This window comes from Wolbachia endosymbiont (group A) of Clivina fossor (assembly GCF_964026865.1).
GTDB lineage: Bacteria > Pseudomonadota > Alphaproteobacteria > Rickettsiales > Anaplasmataceae > Wolbachia.
In genome coordinates, this window is record NZ_OZ034707.1 from 1,341,797 (window position 1) to 1,364,196 (window position 22,400).

The window sequence follows — 22,400 nt, forward strand, 5'->3', positions numbered from 1 at the left end:
AATATAAGCAAAATTTAAATTGCAAAACCTCTTATATATATTATATTTTATAAGTTATTTTTATTGGGAAGGTATGTTTATAACACAATCTAGCAGTAGATCAACACTGGCTGAAATATTGTCTTGCGTTTTACTTTTATTCTTGATGGCTCAAATAAGCGTACCATTGCAGCCTGTGCCTATCACATTGCAAACTTTAGGAGTAATGCTTATTGGGCTTAAATTTAACCGCAGAACAGCATTCTATTCTGTGCTTACATATCTATGACTTGGTGCAGCAGGATTTCCTGTTTTTGCGAATTTTTCTGGTGGTTATCACATTTTTCTCGGACCAACAGGTGGATATTTAATTGGCTTTTTAGCTGCTGTCATAGTGATGGGTGAAGTAAATGAACTCTTAAGCCTTAAATGTGAATTACTCGCGCGCAATTCTTTTAGTTGTCTGGCTGGTACAGTTGTAATCTTTATTTGTGGTGTTAGTTGGCTTGCTGTTTACTTGGGTCTGGGACAAGCAATAATGGTGGGTGTTTTACCATTTATCCTTCCTGGTTTGGTAAAAATTTTTCTACTCGTAGCGGCTTTGCAGTATTTGAAAAAGTGATAAGGTTTCGTCCTCATCATTTCATGTGCACCCTCGCATTTCGGGGATATGGGTATTCTCAGGGTTTTGTAGAAAATTATAAAAAGATAGCAAGCAAAGTAATGAGTGATCCTAACACTCAAATCGAAGTAGTTGGCAATCTTGATAGTATTTGTAGTGCTTGCCCAAACCAGACTAAACAAGGTAAATGCACCGAACAAGCTAAAGTTTTAGAGCTAGATAGAAGGCATATGGAAATTTTAGGAATAAAAATTGGCGAGACTTTAACTTGGAATGAGGCGGTAAAAAAGATTAGAGAGAAAATGTCTTTAAAGAAATTTGATTACGCATGTGAGGGGTGCAACTGGCAGCCATATGGAATATGTAAAAATGCCCTTTTAAATTGTCATTCCTATAAAGGTAGTTGACAAAATGTTAAGATAAATTGAAGCATTTTTGTGGAAATAGACTTCTTGCACTACCTCCCAAGCCACAACTGTCATTCAGTAGAAAAAAAACTTACTTGACAAACTCCGCCAGCCCCCTTATCATGAAACTGAAGGTATTCAGTTATCTTCATCTGTGCAGATTAAACAGCAAGAAAACAACGTAGTTGGCGTCTTATTTTTAATTTTTTGCACTATGTGCACCTTATGTCTTCACAACATTTCTGGGTTTTTACCTATATAAGCTGAAACGCGCTTATAAGTCGTTTAAGACAGTATAGTACGCCAATTTGCAGGATTAGAGAGTGACAACTAGCTAACACGGGGTTTCTTTTGCCTTTTTTTCTGCTTAGTAAATTTCTTAAACATTTAAACTAAGGTGAGTTGCATTTAAAAGCAGCTAAATTGCGGTGTTTAAGACTTAAAAAACGCCAATACTGAAAATAGACAATGACTAGGGCTTCTTTTGCCTTTTTTTTCGTTTGGTAAATTTCTTAACGTTTGTAGCTAAAAGAGCCCAAGAGAGGTGTCATCCCGCTGCTTGTTAGCGGGATCTATGTTAAGAGATACCGCGGCGGTATGATGCAGGAAAACCTAGCCAGCGTTAGCCATAACACAACACTTTTATACTCACCAAACCCAATGCATTACTTGCAATTAAGTTTCCTGGATTCCAGACTAGAATGACACCGTCATAAAAGAACCAGTGTCAGCTACTTGCATGACACCTTCCTGATAGACAATGTTCGTACAGTGTCAGCTACTCAGATAACAGGAAGAAGGTGCTGGGATGACAGGAGATACCGTCTTGTTAGTCAACAAAAAAATTATAAAAATTTCCCAAGTTGCATCATAAAATCAAAAAATACTTCCAATTGTGTAACAGTACACAGATTATAGTTAGTGGATATGTTGATAAGTAAATTAGTTTTATACGCACAAAACAGATGAAGTTTACTTATCAACATATCCACTAACCAACAACATTCAATAAATTTGTGTAAGATACCACTTTACATAAGATAGATAGGAAGCATTTTTGATTTTAAAGTACTAAACCTTCAGTCAACCTCCTAGCCCTGTAGTTTTTGATATGGTTAGGATCAAAAGCACTTTTGGATGTCAGAATACCGAAAATGATATGGAGTAGCTTACGCATTGCAGCACCAACGATGGCCATATTATGCTTACCCTTTTCCTTTAATCTTTGGCAAAAGCTCATAATGATAGGATTGTGATTCTTAGCTACTATGGCAGGAAAGAAAAGTGCCTTACGTAATGTTTGTGAACCGGATTTACTTAATCTGGGTTTGGCATATACAGAGGAACCTGACGTCATATTTCGTGGTATAACTCCTGTATATGCTGCCAATTGCCTGGCATCTCTAAAAACCTCTATATCAGAAACTTCAGCTAAAATAGCTATTGCTGATTCTTCTCCTATGCCTGGAATAGTCAATAGAAGTTGAAAATTTTCCAACAATTCTTTGTGTTGATTTAATAGTTCACGTACGGAGTTTTTTATTGTTTCTATTTTTTGAGCTATATTCATTGCAAGGTCTTCCCAAGCATTTGCAACTTCTTTAGGCAGTCTCTCTTTTTTTTCTAAGTGGTTATTTACTAATGTTAACTCATCTTTTAACGCAACTGAGCAACGATAAAGATGTTTTAATTTTTTCATTTCAGGAGAAGGTGGTGTCCAACTAGAAGGTTCCTGTCTTTGGCAATAATCAGCAATAACTTCTGCATCGGTCTGATCATTCTTTTGTCGTATCAGCTTACTCCTTGCATAAGATTTTATGCAATAAGGATTTACAACACTTACAAAATGTCCAGCATTGTGTAGAAATTCAGCCAGTGCTTCGCTATAACAACCAGTAGATTCCATACAGGTTTTTGCTTTTTCTACATTATGTTTGTGTAGAAAATTCAGTAGACTTTGAAACCCATGATCATCGTTCTTAAAGCTTCTTTTTCTAGTTTCACGCTTTCCTTTTTTGCTTATAAATGAGAGAAAAACATCAAAGCGATCTTTTGATATATCTATGCCCAAAAAGTTGTTGATCATATATAACCCCATACGTTACCATTAAAAATGAAAAGTAAGGTTAGTCTTGTGAATACAGAATTAGAACCATTCAGGTCTTTCTACGATACCGTCCAGCCTATACTTTTGAGAAGGGAATTCTTATCTCCTCTACAGATTTTATATCTAAGAAGAAGCACAGAGTTCCTCCCTTCTCCACCTAATGCTTAAGCTTAAAACATTAGATGCTTTTGACAAGATACAAGAAGAAGGCTACTTAGATGGCAGGGAGGAGCTACTTGAATGACGGTTCTTATCGTCGGTAAACTTAGAGCTATAATAACTATTTGCCTTTTTTCTACTTAAGTTTGGGTTATGCAAGAAGTCTAATAGAGCGAAATATGGAAGACAAAAGATAAGTGCATTCTACGCAGCATCGCTAATTAATAATATCTTTATTATTGTATGAGATAGGTAATTTAGCATTTATGAATTTGTAATGTGTTACGCATAGCTCAAAGAAATAAGGTTTACTGGTTACACGCTGCAGCCAATGCCACAACACTAGGATCTATGTTTGTCTGCATGTTAATTTGCGTTGTGATTTTATGGAGGTCTTCTGTTACCTATGCTAGTGAAAATTTGGAGATACAGAAGGCCTTTGATAGTGTTGTCAAGCATATAAAAGCTGATAAAAAGTATAAAGATCTTGATGTTATTGAGAGAAAAAGTGACAAATTTAATATCAAAATTGCGCAGAATTCTGGCAAGAGTTTTGACATATACTCTACTTTAAAAAAAGCAAAAGATTCCTTTGAGTCAGGAGATAATGAAACAGCTATTTCTCTCCTTAATCAGATCATCACAAAGTTTCCTTATCATAAAAATGCTTTAATTGGATTGGGAAATATTTATTACGCTAATAAAGAATACAAAAAAGCTGTAGAGATTTACACAAGACTGTTAAAAGAATACCCTAGTAACCCTTACATATTAAAAAATTTTCTGACGATAATCTCACAATATGATCCTGATCTGGCGTTGAGTGAAATGTTGAAATTGTATGATATACATAAAAATTATGCTCCTTTATTAGCAAATTTAGGTCTGATTTATATGAAAAAGGAGGATTATGTAAAAGGTAAAGAGTATATGACAACTGCTATTTCCCTTGATGAAAACAATATTTTTTATACCTATAATTTAGCTGTTATTCTAGATAAACTTTCAGATTTTAAAAATGCTACAATATTCTACTTAAAGTTGTTGAACATGGCTACAACTTCGAAAGATGTGAGTGAAAAAATACCTTTATACAAAGTGACAGCAAGACTAAAATTTATAAAACTCCACAGCACGCACCCAAAGATTTCATAAAAGCTTATAGCTTACCTAAATCTAATTTATCGCTATTTTTGTTTACAATAATAATATTGAGCTATAGAATTACATCTAAAGGGGCAATTAGCTCAGCTGGTAGAGCATCTCGTTTACACCGAGGAGGTCGGCAGTTCAAGTCTGTCATTGCCCATTTGCTTAACTGAATGTTAATATTATTAATTACTTCAATCAAAATATAGAAAATGCAGGATAATATAGTACCAATCTCAATAGTAAAAGAGCTGGAAGATTCTTATCTCTCCTACGCAATGAGCGTTATCATAAGCCGGGCTATACCTGACGTGCGAGATGGATTTAAACCTGTTCATAGGCGCATATTATATGCAATGTCAAGGGCTGGATACGATGCTGGTAAGCCATATAAAAAGGCGGCTCGTATAGTAGGGGATGTAATGGGGAAATATCACCCACATGGTGATGCAGCTATTTACGATTCCTTGGTTAGAATGGCCCAAGATTTCTCTCTTCTTTTACCACTTGTTGATGGACAAGGTAACTTTGGTTCGATAGACGGAGATCCACCCGCTTCGATGCGATATACAGAAGCAAGGCTTCACAAAGTGTCGCACTTCTTACTAAATGATATTGACGAAGATACAGTTGATTTTAGGCCAAACTATGATGGAAATGAAACAGAGCCTGTTGTACTGCCTGCAGAATTTCCGAATCTATTGGTAAATGGTGCAAGCGGTGTTGCAGTTGGTATGGCAACCAATATTCCTTCTCACAACCTTGGAGAAATAATAGATGCTTGTATGTTATATATAGATAATCCTGAAGTTACTTTGGATGAGTTACTTGAAGTGATGCCAGGGCCGGATTTCCCAACTGGGGGAACGATTCTTGGAAGGTCTGGAATAAGATCAGCATTTGCAACGGGTCGTGGATCAATTGTTGTGCAAGGCAAGACTCACATGGAAGACCTGCCACAAGATAGGCAAGCAATAGTGATTGATGAAATACCTTACCAGGTAAATAAAGTAAAATTAATTGAGAAGATAGGTGAGCTTGTAAAAGAAAAAAGAATTGATGGCATAACAGAAATTAGGGATGAGTCTGATAAGTCTGGTATTAGAGTAGTAATTGACCTCAGAAGAAATGCTGAAGCAAGTTTTATACTTAATCAAATATTGGGACTAACTCCACTAAGAAGTAGTTTTAGTGTTAACACTTTAGTCCTCAACAACAACAGGCCTGCTTTGATGTCATTAAAAGAAATCATAGCTGCTTTTGTTGATTTTAGAAAAGAAGTATTAATCAGGAGAACAGAATTTCGTCTAAGAAAAACGAGGGAAAAAGCTCATATATATATAGGGCTCTACATTGCGGTCTTGAGCATAGATGAAGTGATAAAAATCATCCGTGGTGCAAAAGATCCTGCGGAAGCAAGTAGAGAACTTTTAAATAAAGAATGGAAAACTTCAGCTGAGATAAACACAATTATTGGATTAATCTCAGACAGCACAAGCTTTTTGAAAGACGGAGTGTATAGATTAACTGAGCTGCAAACGAAAGCTATTCTTGACATGAAATTGCAACGTTTAACAGGCCTTGAAAAAGACAAATTAGAAGCTGAGCTAAGTTCAATGATCAACCTGATAAAAGAATATATCGCTTTTCTTGGCTCAGGAGAGAAGTTGATGAAAGAAATAAAAAACAATCTACAAGAAATAAAGAACAGATTTGCTGTGCCGCGAAAAACTTCAATAGAGGAATCAGATACGGACATTGAAGCTGAAGATCTAATTCCACAAGAGGATATGGTGATAACCGTAACTATGAATGGTTATATCAAGCGTGTGAAGCTTTCTCATTATAGAACTCAGCGTCGTGGTGGAAAAGGAAAGCTAGGACAAGGATTAAAAGAAGAGGATGTAACCACAAAATTATTTGTTGGGAATACCCACACTAGCCTTTTATTCTTTTCTAATATTGGCCGAGTTTATAGATTAAAAGTTTATAAGTTACCTCTTGCAGAGCCAACTGCACGTGGAAGAGCACTTGTTAATATATTCCCGCTTAGCGATGGTGAAACTATAACTAATATAATGCCATTACCAAGTGAAAATGACGAAAATCAAAACATAGTTTTTGCTACTGCTCATGGGAACATAAGGCGCAACTCTTTAGCGGATTTTCACTATATTCCAAGCAATGGAAAAATAGCAATCAAACTCGATGAAGGAGATAAGTTAATATCAGTTAAAGTATGCAATGAAATTGATCATGTTTTTCTTTCAACAAGATTCGGCAAAAGTATCAGATTTGTTGTAAGTGATGTGCGTCAATTTAAAAGTCGCAATTCAGATGGCGTAAGAGGTATCAAACTTGCAAAGAATGACAGCGTGATATCCATGACCATATTAAATGGGATAGGTGTAGCAACAGAAACAAAAGAACTTTACTTAAAAGTTCCACTTGCAAAAAGACTGGGGACTGCAATTAATAACTCCATTGATTCTAAATTGGAAAAGACTTTGAATGATTTAGGAATAGATAACGAATTGTTCTTAAAACTTGCAGTGAATGAGGAGTTTATATTAACTATTACCGAAAATGGCTTTGGTAAAAGAACTTCTGCGTATGAGTATAGAATAACTAACAGGGGTGGTGTTGGTATCACCAATATTCTTACTACCAACAGAAACGGTAATGTTGTTGCTAGTTTTCCAGTTGAGCAGGGTGATAATATCATGCTTATTACAGATAAAGGAAAGTTAATTCGTATTTCAGTAAATGATATCAGAATTGCAGGACGTAGCACTCAAGGAGTCACTCTGTTTAAAACAGAGAGTAGAGAAAAGGTGGTGTCAGTAGCGAAAATTGAAGATCCTGATTCCACTGAAGATAGTATTTCTGAAGTTGAAAACTCTATCTCTTCTCAACTGTAGTACAGGTTAAACAAAAAGCGCAAGTTTTTGTTGATTAATACGCAGTATTTAATTTAAAATATATACTTATGGCTAAGTAGAGATCAATGGACAAAAATTTAACTAAAAATAAAAAACCACTGGCAAACAAAGAGGATAAAAAAACACCTCATGTTAAAGATCTTACTAAAAATAAGAGTAGGAGAGATTTTATAACATTAACTACATGCGCTATGGCAGGTATAGGAGCTGCAAGTGGACTTTGGCCACTGGTTAAGTCTATGAATCCTTCTGCTGAAGTTTTAGCAACTTCCACAGTGGAGGTGAATTTGTCTGGAATTCAGGAAGGACACGGAGTAAAAGTAAAGTGGCAAGGTAAACCAGTATTCATTCGTAGACGCACAAAGCAAGAAATTGAGGCTGCAAGAGCTGTGAATGTGAAGAGCTTGAGGGATCCTCAATTAGATGAGCAGAGAGTATACGAAGGAAAAGATGAATGGTTAATTATGCTTGGAATATGTACACATCTTGGGTGTGTGCCGATTGATCACGCTACAAAAGATGGTAACGGTTGGTTCTGCCCTTGCCACGGTTCATATTATGACACATCAGGCCGAGTAATTGGGGGTCCTGCACCAAAAAATATGGTTGTACCTGATTATTTTTTTCCCAGTGAGAATGTTGTGGTAATTGGCAAGAAGGCTTAACGGAACTCGTTAAAAAAAACTCACAGGATCAACATCTATTATCACTGCAATACTCGAATTCAAGTTACAATTTTTAATCCAATATTTCAGCTTTTTTTGTATGGATAGACTGTGCTTATTGTGTATTTTTAGCAACACCCTATACCGATACTTATTATTTAAGAAATTTATTGCTGCTGGTGATGGACCAAGAATTTCAAATTCCTTTTTGTCTGCACTTACATTTTTTTCCTGAATACAAGTAGTTGAGCTACTTGGATGACGGAGAAGAGATTTTACTATTTCATTCGCTGCTTTTTGTGTCGCAATCTGATTCTTACCACAAATTATAAGCGCTATTAATCTGCTAAATGGTGGCATTTTGGCTTCGCGTCTTGACTTAAGTTCAATTTCATAAAATGAGTCCCTTTTTTGATGTAGCAATGCTTTTATTATTGAACTTTCAGGATTATTGGTTTGCACTATTACCATTCCTTTTTCATTGAACCTTCCTGACCTGCCTGCAACTTGGTGCAACAATTGATACGTCTTTTCTGCTGCTCTTAAATCAGAATTTTCGAGACTCAAATCTGCATTCATTACTCCAACCAAAGTTAATTTAGGAAAATTGTGCCCCTTAGCAATTATTTGTGTGCCGATTATAATGTTCACCTCTTCTTTCAGTACCAAGTCAATTACGTTACTAACCGACTTCTGATCGCTGCTTATCATCGCAGTTTTTGCGTTTGGTGTTAATTTCACCATTTCTTCAAGTAACCTTTCAATTCCTACGCCATAAAGGGAAAATGACTGTTCACTCTGGCAATCAGAGCATTTTTCTGGGAGTTTTAATTGATAAGAGCAATGATGGCACAAAAGAGCATTTTTTTTCTTGTGATATGTAAGCCAAACAGCACAATTTAAGCAGGAAATTTTATATCCACACTTTTTACAAACTGCCAGTTGTGCATACCCTCGGCGGTTTAAAAAGAGCATAACCTGCTGTTTTTTCTCTATGGTTTGTTTGATGCTTTCAAAAAGCTCAGAGGAGATCCATTGCTTGTTGTTCCTCATATCTACTACTTTAATGAGTGGCAATTCTGCACCACCGAATCGCTTGGTTAGCTTTACATGATTGTAATTCCCGCTTTTAACATGATGAATCGTTTCAAGCAGTGGAGTTGCTGATGATAAAATAATCGGAATATTTTCAAATTTGGCTAAGATTATCGCCATATCTCGAGCATTATATATAATTCCCTGTTCTTGTTTAAAAGATGAGTCGTGCTCTTCATCAATGATAATCAATTTTAGGTTTTTATAAGGCAAAAAAAGCGCTGACCGTGCACCAATAATTATCTGCGCATTTCCACTTGCTATATTGAGCCAATTATTCCGGCGAGTTTTTGGAGTGAGCCCTGAGTGCCATTCAACTAAGTTTTTTGATATCTGACCGCGAACACGATTTACCAATTGTGAAGTTAAAACAATTTCAGGCAAGAGGATTAAAATTTGTGCACTGTTTACAGTTTCTACCAATTTTGCAATTGCGGATAAGTAAACTTCCGTTTTTCCAGATCCTGTCTCACCGTCAAGCAAAGTCACTGAGTACTCATTCAAACTGCTTATTATTTTATCGCTAGCTATCTGCTGTTCAGGGTTTAATTGGCAACTTATTTCACTTATTTCCTGCTTCTGCTTAGCACAAACCAATTTGTCTATGTGGTTTACTTTTAACACTCCTCCCATTATCACTTTGGCAAGCATACCAATAGGCATTACATTGTATTGTGCAACCCACTCTGCAAATGCAATCAATTTTGGTCTAATATTTGGTAAATCGATTTTTTGCTCAATAAATTTTAATGCTCGACCACTCTTGTCACTATATTTCCAAACTATTCCGATCAAGCGTTTTTTGCCAAATGGCACCACTACATAATCTCCAACTGAAACTTCAGTATTTTCTTCAACTGCATATGAAAATAACTGATCAATTGGAAGTGGTAGTAATACGTCAACTGTTCTTGTCATAGCAGCCTAAGTTTAGCACTGTTTTGAAAATATTCGTTTGATTTTTGTGGATTGATTGGTTGAACTGATATTATATAAGTTTATTTGGCTAGGATGGTAAATATGCAAGAGGCTCATATACAGAAACTAATAGAATTTTCTGAACTTCATAAGAACTTTATGCAGAACAGAAGACCAAGCGAGTCGGGAAAACAATTGTTTGAGACAAGTGAGGAATTTAAAAGGGAACACCCTGAAGTTAGATTGAATGCACGCAGTAATGTGATTGATAAGAGAACTTTTGCTGCACACGGTACCAATGCTTGGGCACTTTTTTCAGCATTTGCTTTTACAAATGGCCAATTACTACCAAAAAATGAAATGAAAGTAAGGGGAATACCTGTTGTTGCAGGTGAATTGATATATGAGAAAAATAGATATAGTCCGGGTTCCCATTGTCCAAACACAGTGAGCCAAAATGCAGTGTCAACTGTTGGATTGCATAATAAGAGTTCGCATTTGCTTGATACACTTCGCTATGCAGAAATGGCAACAGAAGATCATAATTATGATTACAGTAACTTCAGTAAAAAATATCTTAGTAAATATCAGAAGAGAAGCGTAGAAAGCATTATAGAAAAAGCAAGAGCACTTTTGAATGACAAAGAAATGCAAGAAGCATATGAAAGGTTATCTTCTATTCGAATGGTTGTTTTAGGTGATAGAATTGGAGGAACGTCAATAGGTTCGAGTATAGATAATGAATATGGATGTGAAAGATTTAACATTAGAGTTGTTATAGTGGATGAAGAAGATAAAGAGTATGTCAGAAATTTGATTAATAAAATCAATCCAAAAATAGCTGAAGGTATAGTGTATCTAGCTATCGAAGAGGTTATGGAGCTTGAAGGTGAGCGTATTAAAACAGCCCCTAATAAGCTCTGCATGCGAGAGATCTTTCTAAGCGGAATGCGTATCTCTGTTCCAATTGCTTTTAAAGATAGTTTTGCGAATGATTTTGAAAAAACATTTAAAGATAAACTAACTTTTAGTTTTTCTGATCAGTTTAATGTGTGTAAAATAGAAAAGAAAGAGCTAGTAAAAAGAACGATAAAAGGTAGACTCGAAATATCTAATGCCACTATAACTTACTATCAAAATCCAGATCCAACTTCAGAAACAATAATTGATGATGTAGATTACAGTGTAGTGTTTACCGAATCATTTCAATCAAAAGTAGGTAGCGATATAGTTATTAACTGTGATGATAAGCAAATTTCAGAACAACCGGCTGCAAGTGATACCACTACACAACCATTTGTTTCAATTCCTACACAACAAGAACAACCAGTAGACAGTGGCCCACAAACGATTACAAGCAGTGCAGTTCCATTGCAACAAACACCTGTCAGTAACGAAACTAACAATAACTTACATACAGTGGAAAAGCAAAGTGCTCAGCCACCTATAACAGATAATAAGAATCATCATTCTCCACAAAAACAAGCTTCAGGAATTTCCCCAAGAGTTATAGGCTTAGCATTATTATTTGGTGCTGTAGGAGCCACACTAGCTGCAATAGGAATTATACCTGAGATTATTGCTATCGGAGTAATTGCAACTGCTGTATTATTAGGAATTGCAGGTGCAGCATTAGGTGGTATAGTAGGGTATCTTACAGACATAACAGTAAACAAATGTTGTAATGGTGAAGCTGTTATGAAAGCTGCATAACTAACAACTAATGTCATTCAAATAGCTCGTCTAGGCATGTTTTTTTCTGGATTCTATAGTATTTTCTAAAACGAATGATAAACGTCTAAAATGGTATTACCAACTAAGAGGTGTAAGTCTGTACATTGATGCATTAGAGGTCTGAGGCGACTTTTGATGGTGTGCCAACAATGCTCTATCGGATTTAGATCTTACTATTACCCACAAATATAAATGTTTGTTGCATAGCTCTTAATGGCATAACTTTTGCTTGAAATAACTGTTTATATGGTGCAATTTACAGCTTTTAGTTGCTAAAATTATAACTCTTAGTTTAATAATTTTAATCCAATAAGCTTTCAGGTTAATAAAATTAAATTATTTGAGTAAATACAATACTATGTTTTTATTTGTGGGTAATAGTAAGTCTTTTACCCCATCGTTTTTTGCGATGAATTCAGCATATTTTTCCAACAGTTTTGCATCTAATTTATCGGTTTTTGCAAAGTGATTGCAGGCTTTTGCAAATGCATATGCCCGATTTGGGTGAGCTCTATGAACAGCTATGTTATACAACTTTATTACAAGTTTCTCATAACCTCCTGTTTACACATAACTTAACAAATACGTTAGCTTGTCTACCTATTTTGCCATTCTGCTGAACGGATACATCCGAGTAGCACATCCTTTACTTTGTGGGTATACTTTTTTTGACATGTGGTTATATCTTTTTTAATATAAAGGATATATACTTATGCATTATATATTTTTTTGTATGAGGAGTTATATGAAAATGAAGAGATTATGCGTTTTGGCTGTGTTGCTTACTTCATCTCTAGCAGGTGCAGCTAATAATAGTGCAAGTAAGTCAGAAGATCAGTACTATGCAGGTTTAAACTTTGGTGCTGGATGGGGTGGTGGCTTTGTAATGAAACCTAGCGTTGTTTTTGGTTATCATCATGACAAAAACTCTAAGTTTGAACTTGAGGTTCTTGCTAACATGAGTGATATTGCTAATAAGGATACAAGCATCGAACAGACGAAATCTGTCAAATCAGAAAGAAACACACAAATTTAAGTTTTTAGTAGTTTTCAAGTATAGTTGTACAGGGAGCGCCTCTGCAGTTATGACCGACATTTTCAATGGTGCCTAAGTGCCCGTATGCAAGCATGGTTTTGGAAGGAACGGTCAAATCATTGATGGAGTCATTTAGACTACCTCGGTTAGGAGATTGTACTATCAACCGTTCCAAGCTGAAGCGTTTCCCTATTACAAATTATATGTAGGAGTTACCATGAAAAAAGCAAAAAGTAAATTAGAAATAGTGAATCCTAATGCAGCAGGAATAGACATTGGTTCAGCTGTACACTATGTGTGTGTACCTGAAGGAAGAGATGAACAACGCGTTCAGAAATTTGGCTGCTTTACTGAAGACCTTCATAACTTAGCACAGTGGTTGAAAAAGTGTAAAGTTACAACAGTAGCTATGGAATCAACAGGAGTATACTGGATTCCTTTATTTCAAATACTTGAGTCATACAAATTCGAGGTAAGATTGGTAAATGCACGGCATGTAAAGAATGTACCTGGTAGGAAGTCTGACGTTCAAGATTGCCAATGGCTCCAACAACTGCATAGCTACGGACTGCTTCATGGATCGTTTAGGCCAGATAATCAGATGTGTGTATTGCGCAGTTACGTGCGGCAACGCAAAAATCTCACTGAAAGTGCATCTACACATATTCTGCGTATGCAGAAGGCATTAATTCAAATGAATATACAATTACACAAGGTTATTAGTCATATTACTGGGATAACTGGTATGAAAATCATTGAAGCTATAATTGAAGGCGAAAGAGATTCTGAAAAATTAGCAGAATTCAGGGACGTGCGAATGAAAAATGATCAGTCTACTATTGCAAAAGCGTTAGCTGGTGACTATAGAGAGGAACACTTATTCACGCTAAAGCAAGAATTTGAATTATATAATATTTATCAAGAAAAAATAGCAGAATGTGATAGAAATATTGAAGCCTATTATAAAACGTTTGAAACAAAGTCTTGTGAAAGCAAACAGCTAAGTAAGCAAAAGAATAAAAATAGCAAAAGTAAGCCAAGCTTTGCTTTGTATGAGGAACTGCACCGAATAACTGGTATGGATTTCACTAAAATTCCTGGATTTGATGTATTAAGTATACAAACCATAATTTCAGAAGTTGGTATAAACCATAGTAAATGGCCAACAGAAAAGCACTTTTCGTCGTGGTTGGGACTCAGTCCTGCTAATAAAGTTACAGGGGAAAAAGTGTTTAACACAAGAACACGTAAAGTCATTAACCGTGCTGCGAATGCTTTGCGAATAGCTGCTCATTCTGTAGGAAATAGTAAAAGTGCGTTGGGTGCATACTACAGAAGATTGAAAAAACGACTAGGAGCACCAAAAGCAATAACAGCTACTGCAAGAAAAATGGCATGCATATTTTATAGTATGCTCAAATACGGACAGGAATATGTAGAAAAAGGAATGGAATACTATGAAACACGCTATAAAGATAGAACTGTAAAAAATTTGATCAAAAAAGCGAGCGAATTTGGCTACATATTAGTTCAACAAGAAGAGTTAGTTGAGTGAGTTTCTTAGGAGGAAAATAGGGGCTAGCTTATTGGCAAATTATCGTTATTACCCTGACCTTAATATTGATCCCGTTAAACTATATGTCAGTGGAGGTTTAGGAGGATACTTACAAGTAATACCTTTTGGCTTTGGTGAAGGTGGTAAAAGCAAAGATTCAAAACCTCAAGATCCAGGAGCTACCACTACTTCGAGTGCAGGTGAGGTTACTGGAGCTGCTGCAGAGGAGGCATCTGTAGTAGATAAAATACTGGGTTCTTTCCTATAAACTGAAGGTCGGTGTTGATTATGAAATTGCTCCACAGATAGTTGGTGCAGTTGGTATTGCTGCAGGCGGGCAACTAAGTGGTATAAAAGCATTACAAATACCAGATGCAACTCTGGAGGTAGGAATACGTTATAATTTTTAATGCTGCTAAATTGTAACTTAGTTCATAAAGGTAGAGACAATGTTGAGGATGAAATAAACAGCATTGAAAAAATCTGGAAATATATGAGATACTTTTCGAATATGGTTTTGAATGCTAACTATAGATTAAAAAAATAACAAGAAAAAGGGTAAACTCCAGTATTTGTAACCGTTCACGGATTGTGAGAATGAATAAGGAACTAGGTCCAAAGTGTGATGGTATGGATTTAGTATAAATAATTCAGGATGCTTGTGTCCACTGGTTACATATAAATTCATAAGGTTTTGAGAGTTTTGAGTCTTTTTGCGTAATATAACAAAGTTGTAAAGGTGTAACCATAATTCCTCCTTCGATGGCAATTTCTTATATATCATACCATCACACTTTGGAACTGTACACCTAAGCACTCTGTTCAACAAGCTAGAACTGCTATATTTGAATACATAGAAATTTTTACAAAAAACAGCGTAGGCATTCTGCTATTAATTATTGCATTCCTGAACATTGTGATTCATCATTCTTTTTGTAAAAAATTTTCTTAACTTTCTCTCCACTTTTTCTGGGTAAGGTCACAGAATTTTTTACTGGAAATCTTAATTTTGTCTTAGCAATAAATCAACTTAAGGTCATAATATCTTGACATTTATTTAATGTTGCTATATAATAGCTATGTACATTTTGTGTACTATAGCAATAAAATCACCCTGTAATAGGTGTATTGGACCCGAGGGCAGTACTCGGCGCCTCCACCATATTTTTAATTTATATGGGGGCGAATAAGGATCGACATGCATAGTAAAGATGGTAGTTTTGCTCGGTTAGACACCACCGCTAAGAGTTCATAATTTAAATGCAAACGATAATTTTGCTGCTGAAGACAATGATGCAATAGCTGCTTAATTTAAGCACTATAACTTCATTGCTATAAGCACGGTTCAGGGAACGCCGGGTAACAGAAGTTCCCCAAAAATTTACGTATGTGGAAGTTATATGGAGCAAACAGATTACAAAAAATTGCTTAATTCTGCCAAGTTTCAAGTTATCAAAAAGACTTTAGATGTTATATCAGGTAATGGTTTTATCCCTCATTTAGAAATATTATTTTTCACATATTTTAATGGTGTGACCATGCCAGATCATTTGAAAAAGTCATACCCCACTCAAATGCTTATTATATTACAGCATCAATTCTATGATTTAAAAGTTTCTGAGGATAAATTTAGCGTCAGTTTGAGTTTTCAAGGAAAACAAGAGCGAATTACTATACCGTTTTTTGCTATTAGTGAGTTTCGTGATAAAATTTCAGGAGATGTTTTAATATTTGACAAAATCAGTATCGATTCTGATAAAGAATACAAAAGTGAAAAATGTACTGAAAAATTATCAAACGGTAGTATTATATCCATAGATCAACTGCGTGATGAGTAATTGCTCATCTTTGTAAACAAAAAATATTAATAGAAAAAAGTGGTCTAACTTAAGTAATAGAATAGAGGAATACTATCGTAGACAAATATGCTAAATCTTTAATTGTTTATTAACGCAGGTGGCAAAATTTTTCTTACATATCATCAACTTTCTTTATTGAAAAATTCAGAAAAATGTTGTATAATTGTTAGTAGAATTTGGTAAAACATATGGCAGATTCAGGAATTAGTATAACTTTTGACCCAAAAACTTCGCAGCATCTTGTTGAACTAGCTAGAGCCACTAAGCAGTCTGTTCAAAAATTAACAGAAAAGCTAGTCAAGGAAGCAATCGAACTTGAAGCGGAAGATATTGCATTTTCCAAAATTATTAGGGAGTTAAATGCTGATGATGCAGAAGAAGTAGAGGATAGTGAAGACATCTGGAAATAAGCGATACACCATTAAATATCTAAAGCATGTTCTTAAAAGAAATTTGCCTTTCTTGCCGAAAGATGTAAAGCCAAGTATTAAAGACGCAATAAAAAAGTATCTTGAGATTGATCCTATTGGTAACGGTGTGTTGCTACGCAAGAGATTAAAGGGACATAGAAGAATAAAAGTTGCTGATGATTACCGTATTGTCTATCGTGTAAATACTGCAAAACGTATAGTAATTATTGTTTCAATAGGACACAGGGACAATATTTACAAGCAGGCAATATTGGACCTACTGAAACATTAAATATATTTTATACAGCCCTCCTTCCTCCTACCTTAGGTGCAGCTCAAAAAATGAAGTTTTTTTTGGTTCAGCAAAAACAACATTTTGAGTTTGAAAAGGCTAAATACTTGTCTTTATTATAACTTTCGTGTAATAGATATGCATGCATCCAATTATATATCTACTCAACACGTTACTTGATCTTTATAGCTTCATTCTAATATGTTGGATTGTCCTAGATTTACTGATTAGGCTTAATATAGTGAACGTGTATAATGATACTGTCAATCGCATAATGCGCACCTTGAATCAGCTGACTTACCCACCATTGAAAATTATCAGAAGGTATATACCACCATTCAACGGATTAGATTTATCTATAATGATATTGCTAATAACAATTCACTTTGTAAAATATACAGTAGCTTACTACTTTAGGTAGATGTTAAAAAAATATCTAAAATCAGCAATATATCTATCCCTTTTAATATATGTATATATATCAGTTTTTAGCTACAACTATAAAGATCCTTCCTTAAACACGGCTACAAATAAGGAAGTGACAAATTTAGGTGGAATAGTAGGTTCATATTTAGCTGATATATTGGTTCAATTTCTTGGATTAACTAGTGTTACAATAGCTACAACCATAGTTTACTTGTTGATCTTCAGGCCAGCAAAAATACTGCTGAAAATTCTCTATTTAATATTAATCAATTTAGGGGTATGTGCTATATTACCACAACTTTCGCTAAGCATCACTGCAAGGTACAGACACAGTGGAATAATAGGGAATGCACTTGTTAATAACTGCCCATTTTATGTATTTGTGATAGTAACATCAATAGGTCTTGTAGGATCGGTTGGTTGGAAGAGAGCAATTTACTCTCTATTCTTCTTATGTAAAAAAATAGCTTGCTTATTTGTAAATGTTCCATTCTTCAGATCACATAAAACTGCTGAATATTCAGTTGCACCATTAGTAGTAGAAGAAAAACATAGAACTAAAATCACTACTAAACAACAACCAAAAGAAAGACAGAAAAAAGCTACCGAAGAAATTTTTAAACCTTCCAGTGAGTTCGAGTTTCCAAGCATTCATTTACTTTCTAAAGCAGAGGAGTCTTTGCAGAGAAAGCAGCTGAATGAAATGGAGAGCAATAAAAATTTATCTCTGCTGGAACAAGTCCTGAGTGATTTTGGCGTGCAAGGAAAAATTATCAGTGTATGCTATGGGCCGGTTGTGACTTTATACAAACTTGAACCACAAGCTGGTACGAAATCTGCAAGAGTAATTGGCCTTGCAGATGACATTGCACGTTCGATGAGTGCACTCTCTGCACGTATTTCAATAATTCGTGGGCAAAATGCTATGGGAATAGAGTTGCCGAACAAGGAACGAGAAATTGTAATGCTGCGTGATTTGCTTGAATCACCAGAATACCAGAATGCAAACTTAAATCTCCCAATTGCCCTTGGCAAAGAAATAAGTGGAAAACCAGTTATTGCAGATCTGACTAAAATGCCCCACTTGCTCGTTGCTGGAACCACAGGGTCGGGTAAATCAGTTGCGATTAACACTATGATTCTTTCGCTCGTTTATCGATTAAGTCCTGATGAATGTAAGATGATAATGATCGACCCAAAAATGCTTGAGCTTTCAATATATGATGCAATACCGCACCTAATGGCGCCAGTAGTAACAGAGCCAAAAAAGGCTGTTATCGCTCTTAAGTGGATAGTGAAAGAAATGGAAAATCGCTATCGGATGATGTCGTATTTAAATGTACGCAATGTAATAAACTATAACCAAAAAATCACAGAAGCAATGAATAGTGGAATAGAATTGGAGCGCGTTGTGCAGATTGGCTTTAACTCAACAACAGGCAAACCTTTGTTTGAAAAAATACCAATCAAGATGGAGACATTTCCGTATATTGTAGTGATCGTGGATGAAATGGCAGATTTGATGCTTGTTGCCGGCAAAGAGATAGAGTGCTCTATTCAACGTTTAGCTCAGATGGCTCGTGCTGCAGGAATACACATCATAATGGCAACACAACGCCCATCTGTGGATGTGATCACAGGTGTGATAAAGGCGAACTTTCCAACGAGAATCAGTTTTGCTGTTACTTCTAAGATAGATAGCCGTACAATACTTGGCGAACAAGGAGCTGAACAATTGCTCGGTATGGGTGATATGCTCTATATGGCCTCTGGTGGTAAGATCATTCGAGTTCACGGCCCATTTGTGAGCGATGATGAGGTGCAAGATATAGTTAATCATCTGAAAATGCAAGGTGAGCCAAATTACATGGAGGAAATTACCAAAGAAGATGAAAATTCTTCTGTGGAATCAGAAGGTGAAACAGAGGATGAAGAAAACGACCTCTACAATCAAGCAGTGGCCATCATTCAAAGAGATCAAAAAGTTTCAACCAGTTACATTCAGCGACAACTTAGAATAGGCTATAACAGAGCTGCAAATATTGTTGAAAGAATGGAAAAAGAAGGAATTGTCAGCTCTCCAAATTACTCAGGAAAGAGAGAGATATTGGTTGAATAACAGGGCTTCTTTCTTAACTTAAGTTTCTACACCCTCAAAAAGCAAGTCAAACAAAATTATTAAAAGATCAATACATAATAACAGTTGATTTAATACTAATTTAAGTACTAAGAACGTACAATAGTAATATATTAATTAATTAGGGGGTAAAAATGTCAACAAATTGGCTTCATGATTTGTTATTCGGTTCTAATGAATCGACAATAAAAGCACTAGAAAAACTTCAACAGATGGATGCTGAGCAGTTTCAAAAGGCATTCAGTGCACTAGAAAAATTGCAAAAAGGTCAACAGATCAATGCTGATCAACTTCAAATTGCATTTAGCAGGTTAGAGGAATTGCAGGCAGCTCAAAAGATCGATGCTGGACGGTTCGAAAGTATACAAAAGTATTTAGACGGTTTGCAAGAAAGACTCGCAGACGTGGAAGAAAAAGTGGAAACACTCACAGAAGCAGTAGCAGATCAAGAAAAAACACTACTAATTTGTGCCATAGTCAGTGCTGTTGCCGCAATAGCGATAACTTCTTTTGTTGCATTCTGCATCTATCAGGGAGTTAAGCTTGATAAGGAAAAGAAAAACGACTTGTCTAAAGATACGCCAGACACAAAACTTGATGGAAACAATATCGCTAGTCATGAAACACCACTGATTGACTTATTAAGTTGATGACGCTCTTTTTGTAAAGGTGTTACGCAACTTGTAACACCTTACTCTTCTCTTAGCCTATGTAGGTTTTTTTGATAGCAAACATATCACTTTTTAGAAAAATATTTGTAACATATTATTGTAAAGTTAGTAAAGATTCTGGTTTACTTAAAGTTCGTTAATTGCTATCTTTTAAAACACGATATTTACTATAGCACCATATGCTTAGGGTTTTTTCTAAAGTTTTATTTATATTAATGTTTTTGGTTTCTAGCTTTTTTACTGTGCATAGTGCTGAAGCTAAATCTAAGCTCAGTAAGAGATACATACCTCCTGGTAACCCTGGTGGTGCAAACTTTCATACAGATGAGGATTTTGCTGAGTCATATAAACTGTATGAGAAGCGTAGGGAGCTCCTCAAGAAAAAAAAGTTACAAGATCGAGCTATAAATAAAGAAGATCTAATCAAAAAATTAAAAGAGAAAAAAATTGCTAGTCTTGATAATGAGCCAAATGACATGGAAGCGTGCATAGTCGACGATGAAGAGAGCGCTATGATAAATCAGCATGGTATTAATATCGCACGTTTAAAGGGTGCTGTATTTATAGATCAAGAGCCAGTTTCCCAGTATGAAAGCGAGCAGCATGAAAGTGAACAACAAGAAGGGAAGAAAGTTACTTCAACACGAGAAAAAAAAGTTTCTCCTATAAATGTCACTATAAAAGAAAATCCATCAAGAAAAACGTGCTCACATGATTCTATTGCTAATTTGGATAACGTAGATGCTTATAGTTTGAATGGTTCGAGTTCATTTGGCAGCGTAGCTGACACAGTAAAATAGTATCACAATTAATAAGTATGCTAGATAAAGATCTAATATTGAATGATAAAGCATATGAATTATCGCCGATTTCCAGGCACAAAACTCATGTTGTAGAAGTTGGAAAAGTAAAGATAGGTGGAAATAATCCTATAGTCGTACAATCTATGGCGCTTGGTGTGCATATAGATTCTGATGATATAAAAAGTAGCGCAAAACATTATGCAAAAGAAATAACAGAACTAGCGCGCGCAGGTTCAGAGTTAGTACGGATTGCTTTGAATTCAGAGGAAGTAGCAAGGGCAATACCTTATATAGTAGAAGAGATAAATAAAGAAGGTTTTGACGGTAAAATATTGGTAGGCTGCGGTCAATATGAGCTAGATAAATTAGTTCAAGATTATCCAGACAACATCAAAATGCTGGGTAAAATTAGAATCAATCCAGGCAATATAGGCTTTGGCGACAAACGTGATGAGAAATTTGAAAGGGTGATAGAGTATGCAATAATGCACGATCTTCCTGTTAGAATTGGGGTAAATTGGGGTAGTCTTGATAAATACCTTTTACAAAAACTGATGGATGAAAACTCTTCGCTTAGTAATGCAAGGCCTTCTGATGTTATACTGCGCAAAGCACTTGTAATGTCTGCTCTTGATAGTGCAAAAAAAGCTGAAGAAATTGGTCTAAATTCAAACAAAATAATCATTTCATGTAAAGTTAGCAAAGTACAAGATTTAATTTTAGTTTATATGGCACTTGCAAAATCTTCCAATTATGCGCTGCATTTGGGTTTAACTGAGGCTGGTATGGGCAATAAAGGTGTGGTAAATACCGCAGCAGGGCTTACTTATTTATTGCAAAATGGCATTGGAGATACAATACGGGCTTCTTTGACTCAACGTCCTGGTGAATTGCGTACTAATGAAGTGGTGGTGTGTCAGGAAATATTGCAATCTATAGGCTTGCGACACTTTAACCCTCAAGTTAATTCATGTCCTGGTTGTGGGCGCACAAGTAGCGATCGTTTTCGTATATTAACTGAAGAGGTGAATGGCTATATAAAAACTCATATGCCGATATGGAAGAAAAAAAATCCAGGTGTAGAGCATATGAACATTGCTGTTATGGGATGCATAGTAAATGGTCCTGGAGAAAGCAAACACGCAAATTTGGGAATCAGCTTGCCTGGATATGGAGAAAAACCTGTTTCAGCAGTCTACAAAGACGGCAAGTATTTCAAAACTTTACAAGGTGATAATGTCTCTGAAGAATTTAAGGCAATTATTGATAATTATGTGAAGGAGCATTACACGTAACCTTTCACGGTTAATTAATAGATAAATCGCAAATAAAAAAGAAAATTAAACCTTGTTTTTCTTTTTTCGCTATTAATATATTTATAACACAATTGAGTTTAAATAGTTGGTATGAAAAGCTTTTTACGAAATTTCTTGC

At 35.5% G+C, this 22,400-nt stretch carries 16 protein-coding genes, 1 tRNA gene, 1 other RNA gene and 4 pseudogenes; 19 read left to right on the forward strand and 3 right to left on the reverse strand.

Features of this window, described 5'->3' with window-relative positions:
• The first annotated feature begins 73 nt into the window (after positions 1 to 73).
• A pseudogene (locus AAGD99_RS06645) lies at positions 74 to 601 on the forward strand (biotin transporter BioY).
• A complete protein-coding gene (locus AAGD99_RS06650; protein WP_341822942.1) occupies positions 598 to 1,008 on the forward strand; it encodes a DUF1284 domain-containing protein in 411 nt (136 codons plus the stop codon). Before AAGD99_RS06645 ends, AAGD99_RS06650 begins: the two are co-directional and overlap by 4 nt.
• Positions 1,009 to 2,071: 1,063 nt before the next feature.
• Here the strand turns inward: AAGD99_RS06650 and AAGD99_RS06655 are convergent.
• Positions 2,072 to 3,094, reverse strand: a complete 1,023-nt coding sequence (locus AAGD99_RS06655) for an IS110 family transposase (protein ID WP_341822746.1) — start codon at positions 3,092 to 3,094, stop codon at positions 2,072 to 2,074.
• A gap of 459 nt (positions 3,095 to 3,553) precedes the next feature.
• Here AAGD99_RS06655 and AAGD99_RS06660 point away from each other — a divergent pair, with 459 nt between their 5' ends.
• From AAGD99_RS06660 to petA, 4 genes are all read left to right on the forward strand, one after another.
• Positions 3,554 to 4,429: a tetratricopeptide repeat protein gene (locus AAGD99_RS06660; RefSeq protein ID WP_253309898.1), complete on the forward strand. Its 876-nt coding sequence runs from the start codon at positions 3,554 to 3,556 to the stop codon at positions 4,427 to 4,429.
• An 81-nt stretch (positions 4,430 to 4,510) separates the two neighbouring features.
• Positions 4,511 to 4,583, forward strand: a tRNA-Val gene (locus AAGD99_RS06665).
• 52 nt (positions 4,584 to 4,635) lie between these two features.
• The gene (gene gyrA / locus AAGD99_RS06670; protein WP_253309899.1) at positions 4,636 to 7,344 is read left to right on the forward strand and encodes a DNA gyrase subunit A; all 2,709 of its coding nucleotides are present in this window, start codon (positions 4,636 to 4,638) and stop codon (positions 7,342 to 7,344) included.
• A gap of 86 nt (positions 7,345 to 7,430) precedes the next feature.
• Positions 7,431 to 8,030, forward strand: a complete 600-nt coding sequence (gene petA, locus AAGD99_RS06675) for a ubiquinol-cytochrome c reductase iron-sulfur subunit (protein ID WP_341822943.1) — start codon at positions 7,431 to 7,433, stop codon at positions 8,028 to 8,030.
• A gap of 9 nt (positions 8,031 to 8,039) precedes the next feature.
• On the opposite strand, the gene priA is transcribed toward petA, so the two are convergent.
• Positions 8,040 to 10,043: a primosomal protein N' gene (gene priA, locus AAGD99_RS06680; protein WP_341822944.1), complete on the reverse strand. Its 2,004-nt coding sequence runs from the start codon at positions 10,041 to 10,043 to the stop codon at positions 8,040 to 8,042.
• Positions 10,044 to 10,136: 93 nt separating this feature from the next.
• On the opposite strand from priA, the gene AAGD99_RS06685 reads away from it, so the two are divergent.
• The 4 genes and pseudogenes from AAGD99_RS06685 to AAGD99_RS06700 all read left to right on the forward strand — a co-directional run.
• Complete coding sequence (locus tag AAGD99_RS06685; RefSeq protein WP_341822945.1) at positions 10,137 to 11,756, forward strand: hypothetical protein; 1,620 nt, start codon at positions 10,137 to 10,139, stop codon at positions 11,754 to 11,756.
• Positions 11,757 to 12,522: 766 nt separating this feature from the next.
• Positions 12,523 to 12,756 (forward strand): annotated as a pseudogene (locus AAGD99_RS06690) (hypothetical protein); the annotation flags it as partial.
• Positions 12,757 to 13,030: 274 nt separating this feature from the next.
• On the forward strand, positions 13,031 to 14,368 hold the full coding sequence (locus AAGD99_RS06695) for an IS110 family transposase (protein ID WP_264704179.1): 1,338 nt from the start codon (positions 13,031 to 13,033) through the stop codon (positions 14,366 to 14,368).
• A gap of 10 nt (positions 14,369 to 14,378) precedes the next feature.
• A pseudogene (locus AAGD99_RS06700) lies at positions 14,379 to 14,778 on the forward strand (hypothetical protein); the annotation flags it as partial.
• Positions 14,779 to 14,903: 125 nt separating this feature from the next.
• Here the strand turns inward: AAGD99_RS06700 and AAGD99_RS09025 are convergent.
• Positions 14,904 to 15,091: pseudogene (locus AAGD99_RS09025) on the reverse strand (hypothetical protein); the annotation flags it as partial.
• A gap of 319 nt (positions 15,092 to 15,410) precedes the next feature.
• Here AAGD99_RS09025 and ssrA point away from each other — a divergent pair.
• From ssrA to ispG, 9 genes are all read left to right on the forward strand, one after another.
• Positions 15,411 to 15,746, forward strand: a transfer-messenger RNA (tmRNA) gene (ssrA, locus tag AAGD99_RS06705).
• 22 nt (positions 15,747 to 15,768) lie between these two features.
• A complete protein-coding gene (locus tag AAGD99_RS06710) occupies positions 15,769 to 16,206 on the forward strand; it encodes a ClpXP protease specificity-enhancing factor SspB (protein ID WP_265016675.1) in 438 nt (145 codons plus the stop codon).
• Positions 16,207 to 16,415: 209 nt separating this feature from the next.
• Positions 16,416 to 16,637, forward strand: coding sequence for a hypothetical protein (locus AAGD99_RS06715; RefSeq protein WP_253309905.1), 222 nt, complete (start codon positions 16,416 to 16,418; stop codon positions 16,635 to 16,637).
• Entirely contained in the window at positions 16,618 to 16,929 is a 312-nt protein-coding gene (locus AAGD99_RS06720; RefSeq protein ID WP_264687877.1) for a type II toxin-antitoxin system RelE family toxin, read from the forward strand. Before AAGD99_RS06715 ends, AAGD99_RS06720 begins: the two co-directional genes overlap by 20 nt.
• Before the next feature lie 142 nt (positions 16,930 to 17,071).
• Positions 17,072 to 17,350, forward strand: a complete 279-nt coding sequence (locus AAGD99_RS06725; RefSeq protein ID WP_253309879.1) for a YggT family protein — start codon at positions 17,072 to 17,074, stop codon at positions 17,348 to 17,350.
• Positions 17,351 to 19,474, forward strand: coding sequence for an FtsK/SpoIIIE family DNA translocase (locus tag AAGD99_RS06730; RefSeq protein WP_341822946.1), 2,124 nt, complete (start codon positions 17,351 to 17,353; stop codon positions 19,472 to 19,474). It begins immediately after the preceding gene.
• 152 nt (positions 19,475 to 19,626) lie between these two features.
• A complete protein-coding gene (locus AAGD99_RS06735) occupies positions 19,627 to 20,142 on the forward strand; it encodes a hypothetical protein (protein ID WP_341822947.1) in 516 nt (171 codons plus the stop codon).
• 200 nt (positions 20,143 to 20,342) lie between these two features.
• On the forward strand, positions 20,343 to 20,963 hold the full coding sequence (locus AAGD99_RS06740) for a TRP75-related protein (protein WP_341822948.1): 621 nt from the start codon (positions 20,343 to 20,345) through the stop codon (positions 20,961 to 20,963).
• 17 nt (positions 20,964 to 20,980) lie between these two features.
• A complete protein-coding gene (gene ispG, locus AAGD99_RS06745; protein WP_341822949.1) occupies positions 20,981 to 22,261 on the forward strand; it encodes a flavodoxin-dependent (E)-4-hydroxy-3-methylbut-2-enyl-diphosphate synthase in 1,281 nt (426 codons plus the stop codon).
• Positions 22,262 to 22,400 lie beyond the last annotated feature (139 nt).